At 41.8% G+C, this 8,294-nt stretch carries 7 protein-coding genes; 1 reads left to right on the top strand and 6 read right to left on the bottom strand.

All coding sequences use genetic code 11. The features are described 5' to 3' along the window. Positions 1 to 174: 174 nt before the first annotated feature. The 5 genes from ABEQ24_RS13215 to asnB form a co-directional block, all read right to left on the bottom strand. Positions 175 to 1,008 carry a phytoene/squalene synthase family protein gene (locus tag ABEQ24_RS13215; protein WP_430007215.1) on the bottom strand — a complete coding sequence of 278 codons (834 nt, stop codon included), beginning with the start codon at positions 1,006 to 1,008 and terminating at the stop codon, positions 175 to 177. Then, on the bottom strand, positions 1,001 to 2,476 hold the full coding sequence (locus ABEQ24_RS13210) for a phytoene desaturase family protein (protein WP_430007214.1): 1,476 nt from the start codon (positions 2,474 to 2,476) through the stop codon (positions 1,001 to 1,003). The genes ABEQ24_RS13215 and ABEQ24_RS13210 overlap by 8 nt, the downstream gene beginning before the upstream one ends. Then, complete coding sequence (locus ABEQ24_RS13205; RefSeq protein ID WP_430007213.1) at positions 2,473 to 3,996, bottom strand: phytoene desaturase family protein; 1,524 nt, start codon at positions 3,994 to 3,996, stop codon at positions 2,473 to 2,475. Before ABEQ24_RS13205 ends, ABEQ24_RS13210 begins: the two co-directional genes overlap by 4 nt. 194 nt (positions 3,997 to 4,190) lie before the next feature. Further along, complete coding sequence (locus tag ABEQ24_RS13200) at positions 4,191 to 5,069, bottom strand: hypothetical protein (RefSeq protein ID WP_430007212.1); 879 nt, start codon at positions 5,067 to 5,069, stop codon at positions 4,191 to 4,193. 72 nt (positions 5,070 to 5,141) lie between these two features. Next, a complete protein-coding gene (asnB, locus tag ABEQ24_RS13195) occupies positions 5,142 to 6,992 on the bottom strand; it encodes an asparagine synthase (glutamine-hydrolyzing) (protein WP_430007211.1) in 1,851 nt (616 codons plus the stop codon). Between the two features lie 249 nt (positions 6,993 to 7,241). On the opposite strand from asnB, the gene ABEQ24_RS13190 reads away from it, so the two are divergent. Continuing rightward, positions 7,242 to 7,808 carry a DUF2777 family protein gene (locus ABEQ24_RS13190; protein WP_430007210.1) on the top strand — a complete coding sequence of 189 codons (567 nt, stop codon included), beginning with the start codon at positions 7,242 to 7,244 and terminating at the stop codon, positions 7,806 to 7,808. 34 nt (positions 7,809 to 7,842) lie between these two features. Here ABEQ24_RS13190 and ABEQ24_RS13185 read toward each other — a convergent pair whose 3' ends face one another. Next, on the bottom strand, positions 7,843 to 8,202 hold the full coding sequence (locus tag ABEQ24_RS13185) for a YisL family protein (protein ID WP_430007209.1): 360 nt from the start codon (positions 8,200 to 8,202) through the stop codon (positions 7,843 to 7,845). Positions 8,203 to 8,294 lie beyond the last annotated feature (92 nt).

The raw sequence follows: 8,294 nt of genomic DNA, 5'->3' as shown, positions 1-8,294 counted from the left end.
CGACCAAGTTTGTGCTGCTATTCAGCTTTTACCGCACTTTCCCCTTATTACCCAAACCAGTTTGTGCTGTTAAACTCCTTTACAACACTTTCCCCTTTATACCCGACCAAAGTTTATGCTTCTGACCGGGTTTGCAGCACCAGCCTCATTGGCTGCCTCAGCACCAATTCAGAATCAGATCTGAGACAGTATGGCATGTTTTTCTTCATTCGACACAAAGTTCCGCTCTCCGAAAACATTGTAGTCATTCAGACGGATTTTGTTAAGTATCGCTCTGTAAAAGTATCCGGCGGCTTTTACCGGTGCACGGGCATGGATAGGATACTCATTCATTGTCAGCATCGCTGTATCATATTGTTTCTCTGCTTCAGCGGCAAGATGCTCCCATACTCTGATGAATTCTGGAGTAACGGTCTGCTTCTGCAGATCCCTCTCTGTCAGGTGATGCTTTTGCATAATATCATTTGGGACATAAATCCGGTCACGGCCAAGATCCTCACCGATGTCACGGAGAATATTTGTCAGCTGCATGCCAAGTCCTAGTGCAATCGCCCCTTCTCGAAGAACCGCTTTCTTTTTAGGCGCAAGAATCGGCAGAAGCATTAGACCGACAGTACTTGCTACATGATAAGAATAGTCAAGCACTTCGTCCATAGAATGATAGCGGATTTTTACAAGGTCCATCCCCTGTCCTTTTATCATATCCTGAAAGGCCTGAATATCCATTTCATATTGTTTGAATGTATCGTGAAGGGCGACCCACATAAAGTTTTCATGAGAAAAATGGCCTTTTAGAAAATTCTCGAATTCTTCCTGAAATTCTACCAGCTCTTCTTTAGGTTTTTTTCCTTCATCAACGATATCATCTGCGATTCTGCAAAAAGCGTATACAGCCCAGACAGCTTTCCTTTTTTTAGACGGAAGGAGGGAAAAAGCTTTATAAAAAGTTTTAGAATGATGCCGAATGACTTCTTCACATTGTTTATAGGCAAGGTTTAAATCAACCACTCAAACTCACTCCTTCACTCTCATTGTTTTTATGATCTGACAGAATGGCTGATACCATCAATTTCGCCCCCTGCATCACAATCGGGACCCCGCCTCCCGGGTGAATGGATGCTCCCGCTGCATATACATTTGAAAGCTTCGAAGGCTTTACCTGGGGTCTGAACACGCCTGATTGGAATAATGAAGGCGCAATGCCAAAGCTTCCTCCCTGAAAAAGACCTTCCATTTCTTTATCTTCAGGAGTACGGACTTTCATCCACTGAATGGATGCTCTCAGTCCAGGGAAGCCCCGCTCCTCAAGCCGATCGATCATTCTCTCGATAAAGCCGGTTTGTTCGGTCCATTTAATGCTGCTTCCTGAAGGAACGGGAATTAATGCATAGAGCACTCCATGGCCCTCAGGCGCAAGCGAAGAATCGATTACAGAAGGATGAAAAGCATAAAAGGACGGATCTGACGGCACTTCTTTAGTAACAAAAATGTCCTTCATATGCTGATTAAAATCTGAACCCATAAAAAACTGATGAACAAGTGCACCCTTGTAGATTTTGTTTAAACCGAAATAAAGCATGACACAGCTTGATGACGGCGTATAGTTTCGGGACGGCATCGAATCTTGTGAAATCAGCTTGGATGCTAAAGGGAAATCTCCATTTAATATAAAGGAATCTGCTTTTATCATTTTCCCGTTCACAATCAGTCCCTCTGCTTTTTCGCCGTCTGACAATATTCTTTCAACATTCGCGTCCGTTACAACTTCTACACCCTGTTTTAAAAGTTCTTTTTCTAAAACAGTGACAAGACTTGCATATCCGCCTTTAAAATAGTAGATTCCATGCTGATGCTCGCTATATGAGATGAGTGAGTACAGAGCTGGAGAATCAAAAGGGTTGCCGCCTATATACAGTGTCTGCAGTGAGTAGGCCTGCCTGATCTTTTCATCCTGAAAATAAGCTTTGAGTGAGGTATTTACAGATTTATAAGCTTTCAGCTGCATAAGGCTCTGCAGGTTATGCCGTGTCCAGAACGTGCGCTTGTCATGAAAGGACTTCTCAAGAAATTTTGATTTCCCAAGCTGAAACCGAATCTCCATATCTTTCATAAACCGTTTGAACCCTTCTTCGTTCCCGGGAAAATTTTCACTTATTTCCTGGAGCTGGCGTTCTGCAGAATTGTATTTTGTATAAGACACACCATCTTTAAACTGCAGATTATACAAGGGATTAATTTTGATTAATTCGTACTGATCATCTGATACTCCTGCCTCTTTTAAAATCCCTGTCAGCATTTCAGGCAAAAGAACAATCGTCGGTCCTTCATCGATCCTGTACCCTTTTTCCTCGACAAAAGCTAACCTGCCGCCAAGCTTGTTCCTTTTTTCAAAGATCGTGACATCATATCCATGTTTCCTAAGTAACAGCGCTGATATCAGACCGCCGATACCTCCGCCCGCAATCGCTATTTTCATAGTGCATTCCCCAATTTCTTTTCAGATTTTAAAGATACAGGAAGACTTGTTTCCTTCATGAGGGCATTGGTTGTGATCCGTGCTGATTCCAGTATGGTGGGAAGCCCGCTTCCAGGGTGCGTTCCGCCGCCGACAAGCCAGCAATGGTTCAGCTCCTCAAACTTGTTGTGCGGTCTGAGGACCATCATTTGCGTCAGCTGATGGCCTAAATTAAACGTTGCACCTTTGTATACGAGAATATCTTCTTCCCAATTTTTTGGAGTCATGATTTTTTCCGTTTCAATATGAGCTCTTAAGTTTTTAAACTGCGTCTTCTTTTCAATTGTTTCAAACACCAAATCTCTGAACGAATCCTGATGTTTTTCCCAGTCAATTCCGCTGAAATTATTAGGTACCGGGGCAAGTATGTAAAGGGCAGACTTGCCTTCAGGTGCAAGTGTGTCATCAGTCACACTTGCATTTTGAATGTAGATGGATGGATCCCCTGACATCTTGAGCGTTTTTGTGATTTCTTCCACATTTTTTTTATAGTCTTCTGAAAAAATAATGGAATGGTGCGGTAGATCATATTGCTTATCAAGTCCAAGATAGATCATGAAAGTCGAACAGGAATATTTTTTCTTTTCCAGCCTCTCTTTTGAGAATTTCCTCAAGATGCCTGGGTCCACTAAATTCGACATTACATGGGCAAAATCGCCATTAATGACGACTTCATCCGCATGGACTGCTGTTCCGTCCTCTAAAATAACCCCTTTTACATCTTTTTTCTCGATCCATAGTTTTTTGACTCCTATGCCGAGATGAAGCTTTCCCCCGTATTCTTCAAGCACCTTCCCCATCGCTTTTGACAGTTGATTTACTCCGCCTCTTGGATGGTATATTCCATATTCATGCTCCATGAAGGATAGAATTGAAAATGCACCGGGGCAGTCCCAAGGTGACATGCCAAGGTACTTCGATTGAAACGTAAAGGCGTATTTGACTCTTTCATCCTGAAAGTAATTGGAAAGTACATTGTATAAAGATTTCGTAACCGTAAGCTGCGGAAGCGCCTGAATGACCTTCCAGCTCATATAGTGATGAAAACGATCCATTTTACTTTGAAGAATTGGCGTCAGGGCTGCCATTTTTTTTCGTGTATCATTCATAAATCTAATGTAGCCCTTCCCGTCTCCAGGGGAAAACTCTTCTAATCTCCTGACCATTTCATCTGAATTCCCCGTCATTTTTAAAGATTGATCATCAAAGATCAATTCATACATTTCTTCTAGTTCAATCATATCCATATAATCATGAAGGTTTCTGCCCGCTGATTCAAAAATCTCTTCAGCAATATGGATCATGCTCAGAAAGGTTGGCCCCATATCAAATGTGAATCCGTCCATTTCAATAGAGGCGTTGCGTCCTCCCACATATGGCTGTTTTTCATATACGTCTACTTGGTACCCCTGACTGGCCAAGTTCATGGCAGCTGCCAAGCCGCCAGGTCCTGCACCGATGACTATGATTTTTTTAGCCATGTTTTACTCCTCCTAAATACTGTACAATAGTTATACAAATATTATACAATCCACTTTATTAAAACACAATTAATATGGTGTTCCAAGTAGTAAATATCTTTCCCAAAAGATAACGATCTCAAAGAGCTTTTCAGATCAATTCATTTAACACTGGCAGAAAACGAAATATCCTGAAACCATAAAAAAAGTCCGGCTCATTTCGCCGGACTTCCGTCAACCATATTGACTGCAGCCTCAAACTGCAATATTTCATTCTCCCAAACTGCGTTCCCTTTGATTATTTGATCTTTAAGGCCATCGGGAATGACAAATATCCCGTTGACAGATTCAAGCTGTTTGACCTGTTCTCCCTCAAGATAATAAATTTCATATTCAGGATCTTCTAATCTGTTAGACATATTCAGCCTGAACGTGTTTGCGTAATAAATGTCAATAGCCTCACCTTTTACGTCGTTTATGTAATATGGCTCTTTATCCCTGGTACAGTCTTTTCTTTTAAATTTGCAGTATTCAGGTTTAATGCGGCTAAGTGTTGTCTCATTCCATTCAACCGAAATAACCGGCGGCTTACTGAGATCGACTGTTTCTGCCACCTCCGCACTCTCATCTTCAGAAAGGAGATAAATCGGAGCTGCCGTACAGGCAATAATACCTGCAGCAGCTGCGGCCTTCCAGACTCTGAATCTTCCGCTTTTCAAACTCTTTCTGTACAAAACCCATTCATCCCCAAGAAAAAACAGAAATCCTGAGAGAACAGTTATGATAACCAGCGGATAGATCTCGTGAAAAAAAATCAGGCCAGCAGCTGTTGAAGACAGCATATGAATGGAAAAATTCAAGGTTCTTCTGCTTTCGCCCTTATTTCGGACAATGTAATAGGCAAGAATACTGACAGGAGTGCCTATCGCAAAAATAAATAAACTAATATAGAACAGCAAAAAAGCGATGTCCTCAAGGCTTGTCCCTGTAATGAAATCACCTGTAATAAACCCTGTGAGAAGTGCCGTTAAATAGATAAGAAAATTGGCACCAAGGGATGCTAAAGCAGCTATTCCGATTTTTTTATAAATCACACCTGTCACCTCAATTCCAATTTTAACATAAAGAGGAATTTCAAGATGCAAAAAAACCGGCATAGCCGGCTTTTAAGATTCATCAATATCAATTCTGTACTTTTCAAACCATACGTGGATTTGCGCCAGATGGGCAAGCAACTGCGGACCTGTCATCAGCTGTCCGTACCATGGTGCCTGGAATGCATTTCCTTCTGATTCAATAATATTGTTCAGTGCTTTTTTATCAAAGAAAACGTGAAGGGCTGAGTCTTTATTTTGAGTTAACGATTGAAGCCATGTTTTTACGGCTTTTGTATAGTGGGGATTATGCGTTTTTGGATACGGGCTTTTTTTGCGGTAAAGCACTTCTTCCGGAAGCACACCTTCTAACGCTTTGCGGAGAATGCCTTTTTCCCGCTCGCCGTGCATTTTCATTTCCCACGGTATGTTCCACACGTATTCAACCAGGCGGTGGTCTGCAAACGGAACGCGGACCTCAAGACTTGCTCCCATGCTCATGCGGTCTTTCCGGTCGAGCAAGGTCGTCATAAACCAGAGAATATTGAGGTAAAACAGCTGTCTGCGTTTAGATTCTGTTTCAGACTCACCCTCAAGCAGTGGTGTCTCCTTCATGGTTTCCTGATATCTAGTTTTTACGTACTCTTTTAGATTAAGTTTGCTTTGCCAATCTGTACGGAGGAGATTCATCCTTGCATGCGTTGATCTCATCCACGGAAAGGCATCTTCTGATAAATCCTGAGGGCGGTGGAACCACGGATATCCACCGAATATTTCATCTGCACACTCTCCTGAGAGGCCTACAACAAAATCTTTCTTAATTTCTTTGCAGAACCACAGAAGAGAAGAATCAATATCCGCCATACCAGGAAGATCTCTTACTTCAACAGCTTCTGTTAAGTAATCAACAAGCTGCTGCTGTGTAATGATAGACCTGTGATGAACGGTTTGAAAAGTCTCTGTCATTTTATCGATCCATGGAGCATCTGAGTTTGGCTGATATTCATTTGCTTTAAAAAACTTATCATTATCCTCATAATCTATGGAAAACGTGTGCAAAGGACCCTTGCCTTCTTTTTCAAACGCTTTTGCAGCAATTGCGGTAATCGCACTTGAATCGAGTCCTCCTGAAAGAAATGTGCACACAGGAACATCTGATACAAGCTGTCTAGTTACGGCATCATTCACTAAAAATCCAACCCTGCTGACCGTCTCGTCAAATGAATCGAGATGCTTTCTGCTTTGAATGTTCCAGTATCTCCAAACCTTCAGTCCTTCTTTTGAAAACATCATAGCGTGAGCTGGACGGAGCTCTTTTACACCTTTAAAGACACCAATTCCAGGTGTTCTAGAAGGCCCTAGTCCAAATACCTCGCTTAACCCTTCCCTGTCAATAACGGCCTTTTGACCAGGATGGGCAAGAATCGCCTTCAGTTCTGAGCCAAAGATAATCGATGCATTCTGTTCAGAATAAAAAAGCGGTTTTACTCCCAGTCTGTCTCTTGCAATGAACAGTTTCTCATTACCTGAGTCCCAGACCGCAAAGGCAAAAATACCATTTAAATGATGCACACATTCTTCCTTCCACTCCATGTAGGCGCTGAGGAGGACTTCTGTGTCGGAATGGCCTGCAAATGTATACCCCCGCTTCAGTAATTCAACGCGGATATCTTCTGTATTATAAAGCTCCCCATTGTAGCAAATCGTAAATGTATTTTCTTCCTTTTTGCGGGTCATCGGCTGTCTGCCGCCTTCAGGATCAACTACTACAAGACGTTTATGGCCAAATAGAACGTGCTGCTCTCCCCACACATTCGTATCATCCGGTCCTCTTTTCGATAAGCATTCAGCCATGGTTGTCATGACATTTTTATGCTGCTGCAGGTCTTGCTGATAATGAACCCACCCTGTTATTCCACACATCTGCTTACCATCTCCTCCATTTAAACAGCCTGAATTTACTCAGACATTAAAAGATGTACCTATCCTATGCTTAACTTATGAAGTGTTGATTTGTCCGTATCACGTTTTTCTTTGCAGCAGGATGCTTTTGTTAAGTTTAGGTGAATGGTGCGGTAAATAAATCAAAACCGCGTTGCATTAAAATGAATAATTCTTCCTCTAAATGGAAAAAACGGACGATAACGAAGCTATTTAAGGGAGGTTCATTCCATGCTTTCTAAACAAAAACACCGCCTGCTCGAACGGCAGGAACGGGCACACGTAACAGGTTCAATTGAAATCGGCGAAAATCAGGAATTTCTATTTTACGATGATGTGAACGAAGAAGTCTCCATCCTGCAATTTAAACAGGACGAAACGATTGAGATTTTGCTGAATGACTGCTGGTATACCGGCACCTATTTACCAGATAGACAGCTTTCAGTACCGATGGGCATCCATCAATTAAAAACAAATGACATGCTGCGCATTCAAAAAAAGGTGCCTTTCGCATTAGAATATATGCTCAAGGAATTCAGTGATGATTCTTTTCTTGCTTTCACAGGTAAGCTGAACGAGTTATCTTTCTCCATCCATGATTGCATTTACAGCTATAATCATATGGTCTTTCAGGAAGATAAAAACGATAAACAAGGGGTTTCTTTCTATCAATTTGACAACGGGGAGGCCATTTGCGGAGTACAGCATCATTTTGCAAGAGGCAGCAAAAACGAAGATCGGTTTGAATTTACAGTCTGTACGGGGAAAAGAGCTCTTTTAACACAGATTCAGCAATAAAAAAGAACCTCTGCTTCCTGCAGAGGTTCTCGCATTAAAAGAATTTCATTCCGATTGGCAAACGCAGTCCAAGCAGAATGACGACTATCAGAACAATGACAAACTGAATCCAGAAGATGCGTGTCGGCTTTTTCTTTTTGGCGCGGACGAGGATCATTTCCATCATCGCAATAACATAGACACCAAGAATCGCTTTTCCGACATATTCTCCGCTGATGAAAGCGAGGCCTAACAGCAGCTGAAGTCCTGAACCGATAATCAGTAAATAGAAAAGCCTTAAAGTCATGTGTACAATTTTAAATGGTTTTTCTTTACCAGACTTAAAGAGTGAGTTCGCGACAAAAAATAGAATAAGTGCGACAACCCAAGTCGTGATATGTAAGTGTGTAGTCATTGGTAAATCCTCCTCTTTCTCATAACTTCCCATTCATATAGTATCATGAATGCCTATAAAAAATGAAATGTAAGCGCATCTCCTCTCCTATT

It is taken from the genome of Metabacillus idriensis, assembly GCF_050483325.1.
Classification (GTDB): Bacteria; Bacillota; Bacilli; order Bacillales; family Bacillaceae; genus Bacillus_P; species Bacillus_P idriensis_A.
Note: the sequence above shows the minus strand (reverse complement) of the source record. Positions and strands in the feature narration are given on the sequence as shown.

Coding starts and splice junctions, on each gene's coding strand:
- asnB (WP_430007211.1), bottom strand. CDS start 6,992: ATGTGTGGAATAACAGGGTGGGTTCATTATCAGCAAGACCTGCAGCAG.
- ABEQ24_RS13210 (WP_430007214.1), bottom strand. CDS start 2,476: ATGAAAATAGCGATTGCGGGCGGAGGTATCGGCGGTCTGATATCAGCG.
- ABEQ24_RS13205 (WP_430007213.1), bottom strand. CDS start 3,996: ATGGCTAAAAAAATCATAGTCATCGGTGCAGGACCTGGCGGCTTGGCA.
- ABEQ24_RS13185 (WP_430007209.1), bottom strand. CDS start 8,202: ATGACTACACACTTACATATCACGACTTGGGTTGTCGCACTTATTCTA.
- ABEQ24_RS13190 (WP_430007210.1), top strand. CDS start 7,242: ATGCTTTCTAAACAAAAACACCGCCTGCTCGAACGGCAGGAACGGGCA.